This window comes from Corynebacterium sp. LaCa117 (genome assembly GCF_046717765.1).
Classification (GTDB): Bacteria; Actinomycetota; Actinomycetes; order Mycobacteriales; family Mycobacteriaceae; genus Corynebacterium; species Corynebacterium kefirresidentii.
In genome coordinates this window covers 1,717,214-1,735,123 of sequence record NZ_CP177102.1, presented here as the reverse complement: position 1 = coordinate 1,735,123, position 17,910 = coordinate 1,717,214, and the positions used below count along the sequence as shown (strand labels likewise).

Below are 17,910 nucleotides of genomic sequence, written 5' to 3'. Positions count from 1 at the left end.
CCGGCGGTCACTGGGGCTGATTTTTTCTAGACCAATGTGTGTATAGACCCGTTCGGGTGAATAGGGCCTGTACATAAACTGTGACTTTCCACAGAGGGCATACACCCTATTGAAAGCGGGCTGTGAGTTTACTGGCACCGCATTTTGGGGGTGCGGTAAGTCCTGAATGATTTGGAGAAATTGGAGGGTGTTGGCTAGGGCGCTGCGGGCAAGTGAAACGACATCCAATTTTTAGCTTCGGGCCATTTATGGTGCAGATTTCTTAACGTTATGAAAATGTTATTGGTTGCTCTGAGCTGCATGAAGCCTTCTCTGGGTAAATAAAACGGCAAAAATTTCTCGCTGTCGGTCGAAAAATTTTGAATTCTCCGTATGGTGGTTGTCACACCAAGCAAATAGCGATTCTCACCCCCCGCATTCCACATGTGGGGGCAAGAATATGTCCTTTTGATTGGTTGAAGAGAGCTATACCAATAGTAGAAAGGATTTACTGACAATGGGTAAGAACATTAAGGATCTGTTTAACGCAACCGCATACGACAAGGACGGCGAGAAGCTGGGCAACGTTAACGAGGTATTCGTTGATGACCAGTCCGGCCAGCCTACCTTCGTTGAGGTTAACCACGGCCTGTTCGGTATGAACTCCAGCCTCGTTCCGCTGCGCGGCCATGACTTCTCCGGCGATGACCTGAAGCTGGGCTTCTCCAAGGACCGCATCAAGGACGCTCCGGACTTCGATTCCGATAAGCCGCTGACCCCAGAGGCACAGTCCGATATCTTCAAGCACTACGGCCTGGATAATGCACAGGACGTTACCGATTACAAGGACTCCAACCTAGACTCCAAACGCGACGTTCAGGCTGGCGCTGACAAGGACCACAACCTGACCGCAGGTGCCGGCGTTGCTGGCGCTGGTGCAGGCGTTGCTGGCGCACACGCTAACGAGAAGAAGGAAGCTACCCACAGCACCGATGCCGCTGCTGCTGAGCGTAAGGCTGGCGTTGCCGATAACGCTGCTTCCAAGAACACCGCAGCTGCGCACACCAACAATGACGGCGAGCTCATCCGTTCTGAGGAGCAGCTGAACGTCAACAAGGAGCGTGTAGCTACCGGCGAGGCTCGCCTGCGCAAGTACGTTGTAACCGACACCGAGACCGTTGAGGTTCCGGTTGAGCGCGAAGAGGTCCGCGTCGAGCGCACCCCGATCAACGCTGAAGATGCCAAGAACTACAACGGCACCATCTCCGGTGACACTGAGGAAGCTTCCGTCACCCTGCACGAGGAGCAGGTAAACGTGAACAAGGAAACCGTTCCGGTTGAGAAGATCAACTTGAAGAAGGACACCGTTCGCGACACCGAGACTTACACCGAGGAGCTGCGCAAGGAGCAGATCGACACCGATGGTGTTGATGGCCTCAAGAAGTAAAAGCGCATAGCTAAACGCCCGCAAGGTTTTCCTTGCGGGCGTTTCTTATGTTTTTGAGAGCTTATTTAAGCCTTGGCACCGATGGCTGCGGCCGAGTCAGAATCCATAATGTCCTTGACGCCGCTCTCTGCTGCGTCCCAGGTTGCATTGTCTTGGATGCCGGCGCGGTTAGCAACGACGGTGGCGCACAGTACCTGCCCGGTGACGTTGAGTGCAGTGCGTCCCATGTCAATAATCGGCTCAATGGCCAGCAGGAGACCGACACCAGCCAGCGGAAGGCCAAGTGTAGATAGCGTCAGCGTGAGCATAACCGTTGCGCCCGTGGTGCCTGCGGTAGCAGCGGATCCAATGACGGAAACAAAGATGATGAGCAGGTATTGGGTGAAGTCGAGGTTAATGTCGTAGAACTGGGCAACAAAGATGGCTGCAATGGCCGGGTATACGGAGGCGCAGCCGTCCATCTTGGTGGTTGCTCCTAGCGGAACGGCAAAGGAAGCGTATTCAGAGGGAACACCCATGGCCTTTTCGCTAAAGCGCTCGGTAGCTGGCATGACACCCATGGAAGAACGGGTAACAAAGCCCAGCGAGGTGACCGGCCAAACGCGCTTATAAAAGCCCATGACTGGAATCTTGTTGAACTTCAGTACGGCGGGGTAGACCACGACAAAAACCAGACCAAGGCCCACGTACATGGCCAAAACGAACTTGCCCAGCGAGCCCAAGGCGTCCCAGCCGTAGGTTGCTACTGCCTTACCGATAAGGGCGGCGGTGCCAATCGGTGCAAGGCGGATGATCCACCACAAGATGACCTGGATGACCTTGAGGAAGGACTCGGTAAAGCGCAGGAACGGCTCCGCGGACTTTCCGGTCTTGACTGCGGCGATACCAATGGCCAGTGAGATGACAAGCAGTTGTAGCGCGCCAAAGCTGAGGGATACTTCGCCGTCGGAAAGCGAGGCAGAAAGGCCTACGAAGTTCTGTGGCAGAAGCTGCTCAAAAAACGCGGTCCACGAGCCGACGTGGGAAGGATCCTGCGCAGTGGCGGCATCGACGCTCGTGCCGACGCCCGGCTTCATAATGATGGCAACGAAAATGCCCATCAAGACAGAGAAGAATGCGGTAATGGCGAACCACACCAGTGTGGAAATCGCCAGGGAAGCCGCGTTAGCCACCTTGCGCAAATTGGCGACTGAGGTAACAACAGCGGCGAAGATCAACGGCTGGATCATCACCTTAAGCAGCTGGACGTAGGCGCTACCGACTCCCGTGAGCAGGGTGGTCAACCAACCGGGATTGTCTGGGTCGGTATCCATGCCGGAGGCGATGAAACCCAAGATGAGGCCGATGATAAGGCCGGCAATAACTTGCGCGCCGAATCCTGTGGCCCAGCCTGGGAGCCTAGAGCGCGAAGATTCCTGTTGAGACATAAAGGTTCCTTTGAAAATAAAAATGGACAGATCGGACTATTTTTCAGATACTGTCCTGTTCAACTTCAACATCGCTCAGTTTATTCCTTCGACGTCTTTAGGTACAAGACGTGGGGATTCTCCCGTGCCTGCGACCTCATCCTTCGCGCTCACCGGCAGACTTCCTAATACCTGGGGTTCTTTTCCCAGTGAGCGTGAGGGGGAGGAGGAATTGTGGTGGGCGCTCTTGGCGCTCACCAGAGCGGGGTGGAAGCATCACCTTCACGCTGCTGGAGAGCGCGAAGGGAGGAGGGCGAAGCGCAGAGCGAGGAGGGGCTGCGATTTCTGGAATACTGGCAGCATGAAAATCCTCGTGACTGCATTTGACGCCTTCGGCGGAGAAAGCATTAACCCTACAGAACAGGCGCTGGAGCAATTACCTGAGGAGGTTGGGGGAGCAGAGCTTGTCAAGGCGGTGATTCCGACCAAGTTTGGGGAATCCCTGCGCCGAGTAATTGCACTCGCAGAGGAATCATCAGTCGATGCAATTGTCTGTATGGGGCAGGCAGGTGGCCGGGCACATATCACCCCGGAGCGAGTCGCCATTAATGTGATGGATGCCGAAATTCCTGATAACGCGGGTTATCAGCCAGTGGATGTACCGGTCGTGGAGGGTGGCCCAGCGGCGTATTTTTCTACGCTACCGGTAAAGGAAATGGTCGCGGCGATGGATGATTGTCCGGCGCGGGTGTCGAATACGGCGGGGACTTTCGTGTGCAATCAGCTCCTGTATGGTCTTTTGCATCACTTCGCGGGGACGGAGGTGCGCGCGGGATTTGTACATGTTCCCTATATTCAGGAGCAGAACAAAGCGGATAAGCCCATGATGGCGCTAGCTGAGATAGTCGAGGGGATAAAGCGGGCACTCTGGGCGGTGCAGGCTAGTTAGGGTAGCCTTTGTGGCTTTTTGGACCAGCGAAATATAGATTTATGGATATGTCTCGCTTTAGCCCTCTCAACTGGCCAGTTGTGCGCCAGCTGCGTAGCGGCGATCCCTTTGGCAGGGACGTCAATACGCAGTCTCAAAAGAGCAAGGATAAACATGGACGCACCGTGGAAGCGGACCGCGTGGTGCAGTCAGTGTGCCCGTACTGTGCGGTCGGTTGCTCGCAGCGCGTGTATGTCAAAGATGACCGTGTCATCCAGGTAGAGGGTGATCCGGATTCGCCCATTTCTCGTGGGCGCTTGTGCCCGAAGGGATCTGCGTCGGAGCAGCTCATTAACTCTGCTACGCGCCTGACCAAGATTAAATATCGCGCGCCTTACTCTTCGGAGTGGCAGGATCTTGATGAAGATACCGCGATGGAGATGATTGCGGATCGTTTCTTGGAGGCGCGTCGCAACGGTTGGCAGGATGTCGACGATGAGGGGCGCACCCTCAATCGCACGATGGGCATCGCCGGTTTGGGCGGTGCGACCTTGGATAATGAGGAAAATTACCTCATTAAGAAACTGTTTACCGCAGCCGGTGCGATACAGCTTGAGAACCAGGCTCGCATATGACACTCTGCCACCGTTCCTAGTCTAGGAACTTCGTTTGGCCGCGGCGGCGCAACCCAACCGCTGCAGGATATGGCGAATGCGGACTGCATCGTCATTGAGGGTTCTAATATGGCCGAGTGCCACCCAGTGGGATTCCAGTGGGTAGTGGAGGCCAAAAAGCGTGGTGCACGCGTTATTCACGTGGATCCGCGCTATACGCGTACGTCCGCGTTTGCGAATCGCCATATTGGTATTCGCGGCGGCACGGATGTAGTGCTATTGGGTGCAGTGATTAACTATCTGCTGGAAAATGAGCTGTACTTCCATGACTATGTGGTGGCGTATACCAATGCGCCGATGATTATCTCGGAGGACTACCAAGACACCGAGGATCTAGATGGTTTGTTCTCTGGCTATGACCCAGAGACCGGAAAATACGTTACGGATTCGTGGCAGTACGTGCAGAAGCCCGAGGGTGCGTCGTGGAATGTGGAACGCGATGAATCGCTGGAGCATCCGAATTCGGTCTTCCAGATTCTCAAGCGCCATTATGCACGCTATACGCCTGAGATAGTGGAGGAGACCTGCGGTATTGCGCAGGAGGACTTCTATTACCTAGCGGAGTCGATCGCGCGGAATTCCACGCCGGATCGCACCACGTGCTTTGCTTATGCTTTGGGCTTTACTCAGCACACTTTGGGCGCACAGTTCATCCGTACCGCAGCAATCTTGCAGCTGCTGACCGGTAATGTGGGCCGACCAGGCTCGGGCATTATGGCGTTGCGTGGACACGCGTCTATTCAGGGGTCTACTGATATTCCGACCCTGTTCCACTCCCTGCCGGGGTATTTGCCTATGCCGGGCGTCGATAAGCAAAGCTGGCCTGAGTATGTAGATGGCATCCGCAATGAGTCGCAGAAGGGCTTCTGGCAGATCGGAGAGAACTATGCGGTCTCGCTGATGAAGTCCTACTGGGGCGATGCAGCGACCAAGGAAAACGGGTGGGGTTATGACCTCATGCCACGTATTTCTGGTGCGCATTCGACCTATGAAACGCTCATGGCAATGCTGGATGAGCAGGTGGAAGGCTATTTTGTCTTCGGCCAGAATCCGGCAGTGGCGCAGTCTAATGGCGGCATGCAGCGCCGTGGCTTGGCGGCGCTTAAATGGCTGGTTGTGCGCGATTTCCAGGAGATTGAGACTGCCTCGTTCTGGAAGGATTCGCCGGAGATTAAAAACGGCGAGCTTAAGACCGAAGATATCGGTACCGAGGTTTTCTTGATGCCGGCGGCCACCCACGTGGAAAAGGCGGGAACCTTTACCCAGACGCAGCGCATGTTGCAATGGCGTTTCCAGGCGGCACCGCCGCCAGGTGATGCCAAGAGTGACCTGTGGTTCTTCTACCAGTTGGGCAAGAAGATTAAGGAGCGTCTGCGCGATTCCACTGATCCGCGTGATCTGCCTTTGCAGAAGGTCACGTGGGATTATGTGGAAACCGAGGAAGGCGAGCCGAATTCTGAGGACGTCCTCAAGGAGATCAACGGTTATTACCTTGAGGGCCCGAAGAAGGGCGAGCTTTTGCCTGCCTTCGTGGAGATGAAAAATGATGGCAGCACCTCGGGTGGCTGCTGGATCTACACTGGCGTGTTCAAGGATGGTATTAATCAATCCGCGCGCAAGGTTCCTGGGTCGGAACAGAATGAAGTAGCCCCGGAGTGGGGTTGGGTGTGGCCAGCAAACCGCCGCCTGCTCTACAACCGTGCTTCGGCGAAGCCGGATGGCACTCCGTGGTCGGAGCGCAAGAAGTATGTGTGGTGGGATGCTGACCAGGGGAAGTGGGTTGGCGATGATGTACCGGACTTCCCGGTTACTAAAGCCCCTGACTACAAGGCTCCGGTCGACGCCGTGGGGCCGGACGCCCTCGATGGCACCGATGCCTTCATCATGCAGGCTGATGGCCGCGGTTGGCTCTTTGCACCGACCGGGCTTTCCGACGGCCCCTTGCCCACCCACTATGAGCCGCACGAGTCCCCGGTACACAATGTGCTGTACAAGCAGCAGCAATCGCCGACGCGTCTGACCATTAAGCGGCCAGATAACCTGTCGCGCCCAGAGCCAGGCGAACCTGGCGCGGAGGTGTTCCCATTCGTGTTCTCCACTTATCGTTTGACGGAGATGTACACCTCGGGTGCGATGTCACGCCGCTTGCCGTATCTGGCGGAGCTGCAGCCGGGCCTATTCTGCGAGGTTGATAAGGCTTTGGCGGAAAAGCGCGGGCTGGAAAATGGTAAGTGGGCCACGATCATCTCGCCTCGCGGCGTGATTGAGGCGCAGGTCTTGGTCACTGACCGCATGCAGATGATGAAGATCAATGGTGAGGAGTTCCACCAAATCGGTTTGCCGTATCACTATGGCGAGTCCGATTCCACAGCCGTAGCTGGCGATGGTGCCAATGATTTGCTGGGCCTTACGCTGGAGCCGAATGTATTCATTCAGAATTCCAAGATCGGCGCCTGCGATATCCAGCCGGGGCGTCGTCCTCGTGGTGAGGCCCGTGTGGAGATGCTCAAGGAGTACCAGAAGCGTGCGCACCTGAACCTAGATTCCGGCAATGATCTACTCACCGTGGATGATTCCTTCACCTATAACCCAGAGCCGCAGCAGCCCGTGGATGCGGACACGCCCGGCGAGAAGGGCGAGGAAAGCGAAGAAGGTAAGTAAATGACAAATCTACTGACCGAGAACGCGAGCCGGCACGGCTACGATAAGTACCGACGCATGGCCTTTTTTACCGATACCTCCATTTGTATTGGTTGTAAGGCCTGCGAGGTGGCGTGCAAGGAGTGGAACCGCAATCCGGTAGAAGGCTATGACGTCACCGGTGATTCCTATGACAACACCGGTGCGCTGGGAGCTAATACTTGGCGGCACGTGGCCTTCGTTGAACAAAATAATGACCGTATCGAGCACGCCCGCGAGGAGGGAAAGAAGCTCATTTCTTTGGGCATGCCTTCGGTCGGGGCGCAGCCGCAGGAAGTTGATACCACTCCGCCGGATACCGATACCTTCCGGTGGCTGATGTCCTCGGATGTCTGCAAGCACTGCACGCATGCAGGTTGCCTCGATGTCTGTCCTACCGGCGCACTGTTTCGCACCGAATTTGGCACTGTGGTGGTGCAAGATGACGTGTGCAATGGCTGCGGTACCTGCGTAGCCGGTTGCCCGTTCGGTGTCATTGAACGCCGCGATGATGGCGGTGTGGCGCTGAAATATGACAAGACCGCCACGGTGGATTACGTGGATAATTCCCATGCTGGCGTCAACGTGTTGAAAAAGCTCAAGCAGCTTGCCCCGCAAGGCCCGGACCATACACCGGGCGAGGCGATGCCGATCAAGAACTTGGGCGTGGCCCAAAAGTGCACTATGTGCTATGACCGCTTGAAGCAAGGCGAGCAGCCAGCGTGTTCTAAGACCTGCCCGACGGATTCCATCCAGTTTGGCCCTTATGAGGAGATGGTGGCCGCCGCCAAGGAACGTGTGCGGGTACTGCACGAGCAGGGGATTACTGAAGCCCGGCTTTATGGTGCTAATCAAGACGATGGTGTTGGCGGAACCGGTTCCATCTTCTTGCTTTTGGATTCGCCAGAGGTCTATGGGCTTCCGCCTGATCCACGCGTGCCGACGGCGGATTTGCCGCAGATGTATAAGACCGCAGTGAAGGCTATCGGCGGTATGGCGCTGGCCGTGGCCGGTTCCTTCCTGATTGGGGGACGTAAATGAGCAACTTTGATGAGTACCGCCCGCCGCAGCCGGAGCGTCGTAATCGCTACCGGAAATTTGATGGCACCAAGCCTAAAAAGAAGCGCAAGCGCCCAGGCGCGGGCGCGCAGGATGGTTCCAAAGAAGAGCGCATGGCGCAGGATTTCGAGTTCTCGTCCTACTACGGCCGGCCAGTGGTTAAGGCGCCGCCGTGGGAATGGCCAATCGGTGCGTATCTCTTCTTGGGCGGCGTCAGTGGCGGATCGGGGCTTTTGGCCGCCGGCGCACAGGCCGTCGGCAATGCACCGCTGCGTCGCACCACCCGCCTTTCTGCCTTTGGCGCGGCGGCCGCGGGATCAGTCTTTTTGATTCTGGATTTGGGCCGCCCGGAGCGCGCGCTGAATATGTTCCGCGTCTTCAAGGTGACCTCGCCGATGTCTCTGGGATCGTGGATCCTGTCGGGCTTTGCGAGCGCGGCCGCGCTGCCGGCCGCAGCGGAAGTGGATGCAGCGACTGGGCATAAGCTGCCCCTGCCTAAGTTCGTGCGCACGGCGCTGCAGAAAGCGGCTGGACCAGCTGGCGCAGTCGCGGGAGTGCTCGGTGGTCCGCTGGCGGGGTATACCGCGGTATTGCTGTCGAATACCTCGAACCCGGTGTGGAATGACATGAAAAAGCACCTGCCGTATGTCTTTGTTTCCTCGGCAGCGGCGGCGTCATCGGGAATGGCTATGGTGACGACTCCGGTCGAGCACGCAGGTCCTGCCCGCGTGTTGGGCATGGCCGCCGCGGCCAGCGATCTAGCGGCGACCAAGGTCTTGGAAGAAGGCATGGAGCCTGAACCGCGCCAAGCACTGCACGAGGGAAAGCCGGGCACGCTGATGAAGGCTTCGGAATACCTCATTGCGGCCGGTGGCGTGGGGAGCATGCTGGCTGCGGCCACAAAGTCCCGCGCGGTATCGGTGGCCGCGGGGCTATCGTTGTTGGCGGGATCGGCGTGCACCCGCTTTGGTGTGCTCAACGCCGGCCTAGAAGCAGTGAAGAATCCGGAGACTACCATCGGGCCGCAAAAGCGCCGGGCGGAAAAGCGCCGGCGCGAGCAGGGTCTCGACCACGATGTAGTGAGCCCGGACTAGTCCACCTCCCGTAGGGCGGGAGCGAGTTCCGCGCCGATATCTTCCCTGCGTTGCTGCTCGGCTGCGGAGCAATAAAACTGCCGGTCGGTGGACCCGAAGGGGAGGGGAGCATGCGCTTGGCGATGCCCCCTCGGTTGCACACCCCATCAACCCCAGCGCGGCTAGGGGCGCTGGGGAGGAGAAATTTTAGGCCTTGATATAAGCATCGCCAGTGCGCTCGGTGGTGTGGCCGATGACGGGGTAGCCGGGGACCTCGCCGATAAGGAGGAGGCCGCCGGAAGTTTGGGCGTCGGCAAGCAGCACCAGCTCTTCCTCGCTCAAGGAGGTTTCCAGGTGCGGGCGTACCCAGTCGAGGTTGCGGCGGGAGCCGCCGGGGATGAATCCTTCCGCCAAGGCCTCTTTCGCGCCGTCGATGGTGGGCACTGCGGAAAAGTCGAGCTCCGCGGCGATGCCAGAGGCGCGGCACATCTTATAAAGGTGGCCGAGCAGGCCGAAGCCGGTGACATCGGTGGCCGCACGCACGCCCGCCTCCACCGCGGCACGGGCGGCCTCGCGGTTCAAGGTGGTCATGGAATCGACTGCGGCTTGGGATACCTCGCCGGTGGCCTTGTGTTTATTGTTAAGGATGCCTACGCCGATGGGCTTGGTGAGGGTAATGGGCAGGCCGGGCTCGGCGGCGTCATTGCGCATGAGCTTTTCGGGCGCGACGATACCGGTGGCGGCCATGCCATAGAGCGGTTCAGGGGCGGTAATGGAATGGCCGCCGGTAACAGAGATGCCGGCTTCGGTGGCTATGTCCATGCCGCCGCGCAAGACCTCGCGCAGCACGTCGAGTCCGAGCTTTTCATTGGGCCAGCCTACGAGGTTGATGGCGGTAACGGGGGTGCCGCCCATGGCATAGACATCAGAAAGCGCGTTGGCCGCAGCCACTCGCCCCCAATCGTAGGGGTCATTGAGCATCGGGGTGAAAAAATCCGCGGTGGAAATAACTGCTAGACCATCCTGGATTTTGACGGCCGCGGCATCATCGCCATCATCTAGGCCCACCAGTACATTAGGGTCGGCCTTGCCCATCAGGCCCTCGACGGCAGACTCAAGCTGGCCAGCGGGAATCTTGCAGGCGCAACCGCCGCCTGCGGCGAAAGAGGTGAGTTTAATATCTTCGGTCATAGCGCCATTTTACTCATCTCCAGAGATTATCTGGCTGCAAAGCTAGGGCGGGAAACCGCTTGTGGCGACGTGTGGCGATAGGGCAGAGGGCGCTGAGTTTTCGCCTTCGAGGGGCTTGGTAGACGTAGGGGTGACAGGTGTATTGGTACCAGGGAATGCGCGTGTAAGGTGAGCACACGGAGGCGTACGTGTCCTGGTGGGCGCCCCGGTCTTCAAAACCGGTGAGGCCGAGCATCTCGGTCTGGCAGGTTCGATTCCTGTCCGTCTCCGCCACTCGCGCGCAAGGAGGAATGCCACAGTGCCCACGCCCACCCCTGCAGCCCGCCCCGATCCCCGTCGGAATATTCCCCGCATGGATGAGCTGCTCCAGCTGCCAGAAGTAGAAGCCGAGCGACAGCGACTTGCCGAGCACACCATTCGTGCAATTGTTCAGCGCACGGTTGCCCAAGCACGCCGCGGCGAGCTGCCTATCAACGATATCCCCACAGAAATTGCGCAGCGCCTGGGGCAGAAGCGGGTGCATTCCCTGCGGCCGGTCATCAACGCCACCGGCGTCATCATCCATACCAACTTAGGGCGCGCCCCTCTTCCGGGAGCCGCAGTAGAGGCCCTTCATGACGCCGCCTCTTATACCGACGTGGAAATGGACCTTGATTCCGGCAAGCGCTCGAAAAGCCGCGGAGCTGGCGCCACGGCTGCGCTGCTCGCCGCCTGTCCCGGTGCAGAAGATGCCCTCGTGGTCAATAACGGTGCCAGTGCCTTGCTTTTAGCCACTGCCGCACTCGCCCCGGGCAAAGACGTCATCATTTCGCGCGGCGAACTTATTGAGATCGGTGCGGGCTTTCGTTTGCCGGAGCTCATCGAGTCTACGGCCACGCGCCTCAAGGAGGTCGGCGCGACTAATCGCACGCATCTGGCCGACTATGAGCGCGCGCTGGGGGAAAATACCGGCGCCATTTTGAAGGTACACCCCTCCAATTTCCGCATTGAGGGCTTTACTTCTGCAGTCGGGGTGGATGAGCTGCACCGCCTAGCAGCGCAGCACCATACGCGGCTCATTGTGGACCTGGGTTCTGGTTTGCTAAATCATGATCCCGCATTGCCGGAGGAACCAGATATTCAGGCCCAGCTGCGCGCCGGCGCCGATATCGTCATTGCCTCCGGCGATAAGCTACTCGGCGGCCCGCAGGCAGGAATTTTGCTCGGTACCAAGGAGGCGATTGCTGCGGTGAAAAAGCACCCACTCGCGCGCGCCGTGCGTATAGACAAGCTGCGCCTCAACGCCTTGGAGGCCGCAATTTCCACGCCTTCGAATGCGGTGCAGGATGCATTGCATCTGGCCAGAGAGACCCATCGCGCACGCACGGAAGCGATAGCGGAGGCAGTCGGTGCGCGCGTAGTGCCCCACGATGGCCGCGTAGGCGGTGGCGGGGCGCCCGAATACCCGCTATCTGGTTTCGCGGTTAGCCTGCCCGAACACTTTGCGGAAGCGCTTCGCCACCACGAACCACCGGTGGTAGCCCGCGTGCATCAGGGCAGCTGCTTAGTGGATATCCGCTGCGTTCCCGCAGAACAAGACGCCATGGTCATTGCCGCTATTAAGGCGGTGGGCTAGGTGTACGTCGTTGCCACCGCCGGCCACGTGGATCATGGCAAGTCCACCCTGGTGCGCGCACTTACGGAGATGGACCCGGACCGGTGGGAAGAAGAAAAGCGCCGTGGGCTCACCATTGACCTAGGATTTGCCTGGACCACCTTGCCCTCTGGTGCAGATGTGGCTTTCGTGGACGTGCCTGGCCATGAAAAATTCTTGGGCAATATGCTTGCCGGCGTGGGCCCGGCCCCAGTGGTCCTTTTCGTGGTGGCAGCTGATGAGGGGTGGCAAGCCCAGTCCACCGATCATCGCGATGCCTTGCGCGCACTGGGCGTAGAGCATGGCATTATCGCTCTTACCCGCAGCGACCGCGCCACCGTGGATCGCACCGCCGAGATCCGTGCGGAGCTGGCAGATACCCCGCTTGCCGACGCCCCCATTATCCCCGTCTCCGCCCCTACCGGCGAAGGCATTGCAGAGCTGCGGCGGGCGCTGGATGATGTGCTTGCTGAAGTACCTGCTCCCGATCCGACAGCCCCAGTGCGCCTGTGGGTCGACCGTGCGTTTAGCGTAAAGGGAGCGGGCACCGTGGTCACCGGAACACTCGCCGCGGGCAGCTTGCGCGTAGGCGATAGCCTGCAAGTGGTGACAGCTGAGGGCGAAAAGACGGTGGAGATTCGGGGACTGCACAGCGAAAATCGCGCACAGGAATCCCTTGGCCCTGTCACCCGCGCGGCCGTCAACTTGCGGGGCGTGGATGCCGCCGAGATACACCGCGGCGACGTAGCGCTGAGCCCAGGCGCATGGCGCCTGGTGGAGCACCTCGATATTCGCCGCACCTTTGGCGCCGAGCTCGATGGGCTGCCAGATAACCTCGTCGTCCACACCGGTACCGCCGGGGTAGAGGGCCACTTGCGGCCCCTTTCGCCCGATTTCGCGCGCCTTAGCTTGGCCCACCCGCTGCCCCTTCGACTCCTCGACCGCTTCGTCGTCCGCAGCCCCGGCGGCCGCCACGTCGTCGCCGGGGTAGAAGCAGTAGATCTCCGCCCGCCGGAGCTTAACCGTCGCGGTGCAGCCCGCCGCCGCGCAGAAGAACTCAGCGCGCAGGAGTCATTTAGGGATCCTGCCTCCTATCTGCGGCGCGTCGGCTACGCCCGCTTGGATGACCTCGCCCGCGATGGCTTCGATACTGCCGCGCCACCGGCAGGCATCATCGCCTTCCGCGAGTGGTGGATAGCCGCTTCCCAGGTAACGCGGTGGAAGGAAGCACTCAACGATGCTCTGCATGCCCACGCTGCCGCACATCCCTTGGCACCGGGAATGCCTCGCAAAGCGGCCATGGATGCCCTCGGCCTGCGCGACGAAGGATTACTAGGGCTTGCGATTGCCGCTGCGAAAGCAGAAAGCAGTGAGGGAGTGCTGCGCTTGCCTGGGCAACGGGTGGAGCTCGGCGCGGCTGAGCAGGGCATTGCTGCTCTCGAGGAGAGACTTAAAGCAGCACCTTTTGCGGCACCGGAGGCAGATGATTTAGCGGAGCTGGGCCTGGGTACCAAGGAGCTTGCTGCCGCTGAGCGCGCCGGGCGCCTGTTGCGTCTTCAGCACGGCATTGTGCTTTTGCCCTCGGCGCCAGAGGAAGCGCGCCGGCACTTGGCCGAGCTGGAACAGCCCTTCACGCTTTCTGCTGCCCGCCGGGCCTTGGGGACGACGCGACGGGTAGCCATTCCGCTCCTGGAATATTTAGATGCCCAGCGGATTACTCGCCGCGGGGAGGGAGGCTGCAGAACCTTGCGCTAGCAAGGACACTTTGGCGGGGCCGGTAGCTATTTGCGGTGGTTTCCTCCGCGGTGGTGGGAAGTCTCGCGTGCTACGCGCCGAGCCCGCACGCGCGCGGATTCGGAAGAATAACGGCCTGGTTCCTCGGCTACCGGGAGCACGCGCCAACTAAAACTCTGCTCGCCTGGGACAGAGGAGACCAAATCTGCAAGCTTGGCGCTGGCTTTAGGCGGCGTGGCCGAGTGAGCAGTTTGTTGTAGCGAAGCTGGCTGGGAAGGCGCAGCGGGTGCGGCTGGCTGCGCGTGCGGTCCTTGCGGACGACGCGAGCCCGTGGGAAGTGCAGTGACGATGGTCTCGCCGGATACTGTTTGATCCCAGACTTCGGGCGGCGTGGGCATGGATGCGGGCGCGGCGGCAGGAATCGCAGGTTGGGGAGCAGGCACGCGCAATGGTGGGACGGCGGGGGAGAAGATTTCCTCGGTGGTGGCGGTATCGGCGGGGATATCGACTGCAAGCATGCCGTGGCTCGTGTAGGCACGGGCGGACAGCCCCGCTCCGGAGGCACTAGCAGCCTCGAATGCGGCACGCAGACCAGGCAGCGAGGCGATATCGCCGCAGGGGCCGAGAACCATATCGTCGCAGGTAGCCACAGCCGTACCGGAAAGGTCTTCCAGGGTAACGAAGAATTGTTGCGTACCCATGCACTGAAGCTGGGGTGAGGAAAGGTCGCCGGCGGCGACGTCGATAAGCACGCCTCGTCCTCCGGCAAGCAGCGCGGTTCCTTGGGGCTGGTCATTGACCGGAACCATCCACGGCCACAAGCCAAGGGACACGGCAATCTCCACCTCGCCGTCAACTACTTCCACTGTGGCAATAGTCTGTGGCTGGGCAAATGAGTTTTTCAAACGCTCTAGGGCGGGGTACGCCGCGGCTTCGACTTCGTCCAAAAAACCTAAGAAGCCGAAGTCTGAGCGGATGCGCCAGCCGTTGGTGTAGGTATCGGGCTCTAGGGAGACATCGACAAGCGCTGCATGCTCGGACACGCCGGGGATACTCAACGCGGTGCCCAGCACGGGGTGCTCAAGGACTGCGACATGCTCCACGCCGAAGTAACTAGTCGCGAGCGGGTAAAGCGCCATAGAAAGTCACTCCCAAGGTTAAAGGCCGGTAAACAATGCTGGACCTATTTTACGCATATGGGGGTAAGGCTGACGCCAGCTTTATATCCAGCGAGTTTCTATTAATGTGTAGACATCTCTTTCAAAGTGACGCCTGAAAATAGAATAGGAGTAGAACCATCTCTTCTTCACCGTCTTCTTCATCCCGCCCTGTGCGCGGGGTAAATAGCTCGGAAGAAAGTAAAAAACGCACCCGCAACGCCAAGCGCATTCTCAAAGACATTATGTACCCGCATAATATCCACCCTGCGCTGGTGCCGGGCGTTTCCATTGAGGATCAGAAGGTTAAATATGGAGTGGATAAGCCGATCCTCGTGGCGGTCGGCGGCCTAGTCATGGCCTTCGTCATTTGGGGTGTGGTTGCGCCCGAGCAAGTCTTTGATGCCTCTTCGGCCGCGCTGGATTGGGTAATGCGCAACTTGGGTTGGATTTTTACTGCCTTGGCTACGTTCCTGATGTTTTTGCTCCTCATCTTGGCCTTTTCCAAGTACGGCAAGATTCCACTGGGGCTCGATGGGGAGAAGCCAGAGTTTTCCACGGTGAGCTGGGCTGCGATGCTCTTTGGTGCCGGCATTGGTATCGGCATTATCTTCTTCGGACCCTTCGAACCGCTGAGCTACTACCTTTCGCCGCGGCCAGGCGCGTACGAGGCAGCTAGCGATGAAGCCGTGCTTGGGGCAATGGCTCAGGCCGCCATGCACTGGGGATTTAATGCTTGGGCAATCTATGCCATCGTGGGCTTGTGCGTGGCCTATGTGTCTTTCCGCCGCGGCCGCGTTCCCCTGATGAGTTCCATTTTGATGCCGCTTTTTGGCAATCGCTCTACAGATTCCCTGCCGGCGCGCATCATCGACGGCCTGGCCATTATTGCCACGCTCTTTGGTACCGCCGCGACCTTGGGCATTGGTGCGCTGCAGATCGGCCGCGGCGTGGAATTGGTTAGCGGCTGGTCCACCACCGGCAATACTGCGGCGCTGGTCATTATCGTGGTGCTGTCTATCGGCACGATTTTTTCGGCCGTTTCGGGCGTGGCTAAGGGCATTCGTTGGCTCTCAAATATCAACCTTGTGCTAGCGCTTGCGCTGGCGCTGTTCTTCTTCGTGGTAGGTCCCACCGCTTTCTTGATCAACATGTTGCCGGCAGTGGTGATTGAGTATCTCGATGAAATGCCGCAGATGCTCTCTGCCAATATGGGCGAAGGCGAAGATATGGTGGAATTCCTCTCCTCATGGACCACCTTCTACTGGGCTTGGTGGGTATCGTGGTCACCATTTGTGGGTGTTTTCGTAGCCAAGATTTCGCGCGGGCGTACCATCCGCCAATTCGTGCTTGGCGTGCTGCTTATTCCATCGGCCATCATTGTTGCTGCCTTTACCGTCCTTGGTGGCACCACCATTTGGCTGCAGCGCCGCGATGGCGATATCGCCCCGGACGGCACCATTGACTCTATGCCGGCGGCAGAAGATATCTTCTTTAAGGTCCTGGACCATTTCCCAGGTGCTGAGTGGATGGCACCCATTGTCATTCTCATGCTGGTTGTCTTCTTCATTACCACGGCGGACTCCGCATCCATTGTGAACTCGCAGCTCACGCAGCGGGGTAACCCCAAGCCAAACCCTATTGTTACCGTCTTTTGGGTGGTGTGCATGGCCGGCATCGCCGTGGTCATTTTGCTCGCTGGCGGACGCAATGCGCTGCAGGGCCTGCAGAATCTTATTACGATTACCTCTCTGCCATTTGCGGTCATCATTGTGCTTATGTGTATCGCGCTGGTGCGCGAGCTGCGCCATGATCCAATCTCTATCCGTCACTTCTACGAGGATGAGGCGGTTTCTAATGCGATTGTGCGTGGCGTGCGCGATTATGGTGATAACTTTGCCTTGTCCATTGAACCGACGGAGGGGGACTATGCAACGGGCGCGCACTTCAACTCCACTGCAGCAGAGGTGACCGATTGGTACGCGCGCACGGACGAGGAAGGCCACGCTGTGGGCTATGACTACGAGACAGGCGAGTACGTGGACAATGATCCTTCTATCAAGAATGGCGAATTTATCTCCCCTGTGCCTGAGGACAAGGATGAGGGTTAATACCTGATAATTATTATCAGGTAGGGTGCCAGCTATGACTCTTAGTACCTTTGCTTTCGCCTTCGCCTTGGTGCTGCTATCGGGGCTATCGACCTCGATTGGCGGAGCCTTGGCGGTGGGCAAGCGGCAGCCAGGTCCGGCTTTCATGGCTGCAGCCCTAGGTCTTTCGGCCGGTGTCATGCTCTACGTCTCCTTCATGGAGATTCTCCCCGAAGGCATGTCTCAGCTTTCCGACGCCCTCGGGGGCGAAGTCGCCGGCACTTGGGCCGCCGTCGGCGCCTTCTTTGCTGGCATCGCCGTCATTGCCATCATTGACCGGCTCGTGCCGGAAGAGATCAACCCCCATGAGCCGGCTACGACGGCCGAAGAGGCACGACGCAAAAAGCTGATGAAAACTGGCGTATTTACCGCCTGCGCACTGGGCCTGCACAATTTTCCGGAAGGATTCGCCACCTTCTTATCCGGCCTAGAATCTAAGGAAATCGCGGTGCCGGTGGCGGTGGCAATTGCCATTCACAATATCCCGGAAGGCATCGCGGTGGCCGTCCCGCTGCGGGAGGCAACCGGATCACGCACGAAGGCCTTCTGGTGGGCCACCTTGTCTGGACTGGCGGAGCCGATTGGCGCACTCATTGGTTTCGGCATTCTCATGCCGGTTATAGGGCCGGCCACGATGGGAATCAGCTTCGCCGCCATCGCCGGCATCATGGTCTTTATCTCACTGGATGAGCTTTTGCCCACCGCCGAAGAAACCGGCGAGCATCACCACGCCATTTATGGCCTGATCGCCGGCATGGCCGTAATGGCGGTGTCGCTCATGCTATTTATGTAGCTGCTGG

12 protein-coding genes and 1 tRNA gene are annotated in these 17,910 nt (G+C 58.9%); 10 read left to right on the top strand and 3 right to left on the bottom strand.

The annotated features are described in order from the left end of the window. Positions 1–496 precede the first annotated feature (496 nt). On the top strand, positions 497–1,426 hold the full coding sequence (locus ACLI1L_RS08475; RefSeq protein WP_394286886.1) for a PRC and DUF2382 domain-containing protein: 930 nt from the start codon (positions 497–499) through the stop codon (positions 1,424–1,426). A gap of 65 nt (positions 1,427–1,491) precedes the next feature. Here the strand turns inward: ACLI1L_RS08475 and ACLI1L_RS08470 are convergent, their stop codons facing one another. After that, a complete protein-coding gene (locus ACLI1L_RS08470) occupies positions 1,492–2,853 on the bottom strand; it encodes a dicarboxylate/amino acid:cation symporter (RefSeq protein WP_411707345.1) in 1,362 nt (453 codons plus the stop codon). Between the two features lie 340 nt (positions 2,854–3,193). Here ACLI1L_RS08470 and pcp point away from each other — a divergent pair, with 340 nt between their 5' ends. The 4 genes from pcp to nrfD are packed head-to-tail and all read left to right on the top strand — an operon-like array spanning position 3,194 to position 9,266. After that, the gene (gene pcp, locus ACLI1L_RS08465) at positions 3,194–3,781 is read left to right on the top strand and encodes a pyroglutamyl-peptidase I (protein WP_394286884.1); all 588 of its coding nucleotides are present in this window, start codon (positions 3,194–3,196) and stop codon (positions 3,779–3,781) included. A 47-nt stretch (positions 3,782–3,828) separates the two neighbouring features. Beyond that, positions 3,829–7,095, top strand: a complete 3,267-nt coding sequence (fdnG, locus tag ACLI1L_RS08460; protein WP_411707344.1) for a formate dehydrogenase-N subunit alpha — start codon at positions 3,829–3,831, stop codon at positions 7,093–7,095. Continuing rightward, on the top strand, positions 7,096–8,154 hold the full coding sequence (locus ACLI1L_RS08455) for a 4Fe-4S dicluster domain-containing protein (RefSeq protein ID WP_023021864.1): 1,059 nt from the start codon (positions 7,096–7,098) through the stop codon (positions 8,152–8,154). It abuts the gene before it with no gap. Further along, positions 8,151–9,266, top strand: a complete 1,116-nt coding sequence (gene nrfD, locus ACLI1L_RS08450; protein ID WP_411707343.1) for an NrfD/PsrC family molybdoenzyme membrane anchor subunit — start codon at positions 8,151–8,153, stop codon at positions 9,264–9,266. The genes ACLI1L_RS08455 and nrfD overlap by 4 nt, the downstream gene beginning before the upstream one ends. A gap of 186 nt (positions 9,267–9,452) precedes the next feature. On the opposite strand, the gene selD is transcribed toward nrfD, so the two are convergent. Next, complete coding sequence (selD, locus tag ACLI1L_RS08445; protein WP_411707342.1) at positions 9,453–10,436, bottom strand: selenide, water dikinase SelD; 984 nt, start codon at positions 10,434–10,436, stop codon at positions 9,453–9,455. Between the two features lie 178 nt (positions 10,437–10,614). On the opposite strand from selD, the gene ACLI1L_RS08440 reads away from it, so the two are divergent. From ACLI1L_RS08440 to selB, 3 genes are all read left to right on the top strand, one after another. Next, positions 10,615–10,709: transfer RNA gene (locus ACLI1L_RS08440), tRNA-Sec, on the top strand. A gap of 79 nt (positions 10,710–10,788) precedes the next feature. Then, positions 10,789–12,051 (top strand): L-seryl-tRNA(Sec) selenium transferase, encoded by a 1,263-nt coding sequence (selA, locus tag ACLI1L_RS08435; RefSeq protein ID WP_394286765.1) that lies wholly within the window; start codon positions 10,789–10,791, stop codon positions 12,049–12,051. Then, a complete protein-coding gene (gene selB, locus ACLI1L_RS08430; RefSeq protein WP_411707341.1) occupies positions 12,052–13,824 on the top strand; it encodes a selenocysteine-specific translation elongation factor in 1,773 nt (590 codons plus the stop codon). Positions 13,825–13,850: 26 nt separating this feature from the next. Here selB and ACLI1L_RS08425 read toward each other — a convergent pair whose 3' ends face one another. After that, a complete protein-coding gene (locus tag ACLI1L_RS08425; RefSeq protein WP_411707340.1) occupies positions 13,851–14,942 on the bottom strand; it encodes a hypothetical protein in 1,092 nt (363 codons plus the stop codon). A 191-nt stretch (positions 14,943–15,133) separates the two neighbouring features. Between ACLI1L_RS08425 and ACLI1L_RS08420 the strand changes: the two genes are divergently transcribed. Further along, positions 15,134–17,071: a BCCT family transporter gene (locus tag ACLI1L_RS08420; RefSeq protein ID WP_086588102.1), complete on the top strand. Its 1,938-nt coding sequence runs from the start codon at positions 15,134–15,136 to the stop codon at positions 17,069–17,071. Between the two features lie 34 nt (positions 17,072–17,105). After that, positions 17,106–17,903: a zinc transporter ZupT gene (zupT, locus tag ACLI1L_RS08415; RefSeq protein WP_086588101.1), complete on the top strand. Its 798-nt coding sequence runs from the start codon at positions 17,106–17,108 to the stop codon at positions 17,901–17,903. Positions 17,904–17,910 lie beyond the last annotated feature (7 nt).

Bases quoted from the DNA above. Each gene is read 5' to 3' on its own strand.
- ACLI1L_RS08475 (WP_394286886.1), top strand. From the start codon at position 497: ATGGGTAAGAACATTAAGGATCTGTTTAACGCAACCGCATACGACAAG.
- ACLI1L_RS08470 (WP_411707345.1), bottom strand. From the start codon at position 2,853: ATGTCTCAACAGGAATCTTCGCGCTCTAGGCTCCCAGGCTGGGCCACA.
- pcp (WP_394286884.1), top strand. From the start codon at position 3,194: ATGAAAATCCTCGTGACTGCATTTGACGCCTTCGGCGGAGAAAGCATT.
- ACLI1L_RS08455 (WP_023021864.1), top strand. From the start codon at position 7,096: ATGACAAATCTACTGACCGAGAACGCGAGCCGGCACGGCTACGATAAG.
- nrfD (WP_411707343.1), top strand. From the start codon at position 8,151: ATGAGCAACTTTGATGAGTACCGCCCGCCGCAGCCGGAGCGTCGTAAT.
- selD (WP_411707342.1), bottom strand. From the start codon at position 10,436: ATGACCGAAGATATTAAACTCACCTCTTTCGCCGCAGGCGGCGGTTGC.
- selA (WP_394286765.1), top strand. From the start codon at position 10,789: ATGGATGAGCTGCTCCAGCTGCCAGAAGTAGAAGCCGAGCGACAGCGA.
- ACLI1L_RS08425 (WP_411707340.1), bottom strand. From the start codon at position 14,942: ATGGCGCTTTACCCGCTCGCGACTAGTTACTTCGGCGTGGAGCATGTC.
- zupT (WP_086588101.1), top strand. From the start codon at position 17,106: ATGACTCTTAGTACCTTTGCTTTCGCCTTCGCCTTGGTGCTGCTATCG.